This window comes from Streptomyces sp. NPDC045022 (assembly GCF_056432605.1).
Genome location: NZ_JBWKIR010000087.1, coordinates 1 through 1,259 on the forward strand (window position 1 = coordinate 1; position 1,259 = coordinate 1,259).

Sequence of the window (1,259 nt, forward strand, 5' to 3'; positions counted from 1 at the left end):
CGGTGAGTTGCGTACGTGTCACACCCAGCGTCCTACCAGGTCCCACCCCCGCATGGGACCAGAACCCGAGAATGATCACGACCTCACACAGGCCCATGTGGCCCACAGCCTCCTCGCGTACATGTGGCTCCTTGAACTCGCCTACACCGGCCACGAACCGGGGCCGCATACGGACGCGGCATCGCTCGCGTCGGCGGTCGAGCGGGACGCCCTGCTGTCCGCCCAACGCCTTGCGGCCAACTGCGTGCGAACCTGGACCAGTTCAGCGGGGGCCTATGCGAGGGCACCGCGCCCCATGCATGGTTCCCCCAGCCCCGCCCCTCACGCACCGCAGCAGCAACTCATGCGGCACGACAGCGGCCAGCGCCGGTGTTGCCGCTCATCTGAATGAACGTCGGTGGGAGGCGGAATGGCGAACCGTTCCGCCTGGACAGACGGATGTCATGAGACTTCCGCGTCTACATCGCCCCCGCACAGGGGCCACCGCGCTGCTCGCTGCCGCCGTTCCAACCGTCCTGGCCGCATCACTGGCTGGCTTCGCACCCGCCCACGCCACGACCCTGGCGGGCGCCCCCGCCGCGGCCGGGACCAGATCGCGTGCCCGCGCGGGTTCGTGTGCATCTACCCCGACATCAACTTCAACGGCAAGCCCTACGTCAAACGCGCCGTCGACGGGTCCGTGCGCCACCTGCCGGACTACATCCGCGGCAAGGGCAGTTCCATCATCAACAACAGCAGCCGCACCGCCCGGGTCTACCAGAAGGACAACTACGACCAGGAACGAGGCCGGCGCATCTACCGCCGTTTCAAAGCCCTTACCGACGCATACCGCTCGCGCCTCCAGCTCATCATCGCCGACAACGACACCGCCCCCTTGCCGGACGACACCTTCAGCACCATCGAACTCGACGACGCCCACCCCATGGTCCCCGGCGTCGCCCACCCCGGCCCCGGCCACACCACACGCACCGAAGACGAATACCAGCTGGTGTTCGGCGGCAAGCCGGTCGGCGAGGGCCTTCGAGGGCCTTCGCCGCCTGCAGGGCGGTGGTGTGGCCAGCGGCCAGCAAGGCTGAGCAGCCTGCCGCGTGCCGCCGCTCAAACCGCCAGGCGACGTATCCAAGAGTCCGCTGGCACAGACGACGAACGGTAGTTACGGGCCAGCCCTTACTGATCTTTTCGTTAGTTCAGTGGGTATGACGGGCTTGTTGGTGGGAGCCTGATGTTGTGTCTTTCAAGCCTTCGCCTGTTGTCTCCAG

1 protein-coding gene is annotated in these 1,259 nt (G+C 66.9%); it reads left to right on the forward strand.

Annotated elements, in window-relative coordinates:
• The first annotated feature begins 613 nt into the window (after positions 1-613).
• Positions 614-1,153 (forward strand): peptidase inhibitor family I36 protein, encoded by a 540-nt coding sequence (locus AC07C1_RS41270; protein WP_478947251.1) that lies wholly within the window; start codon positions 614-616, stop codon positions 1,151-1,153.
• Positions 1,154-1,259 lie beyond the last annotated feature (106 nt).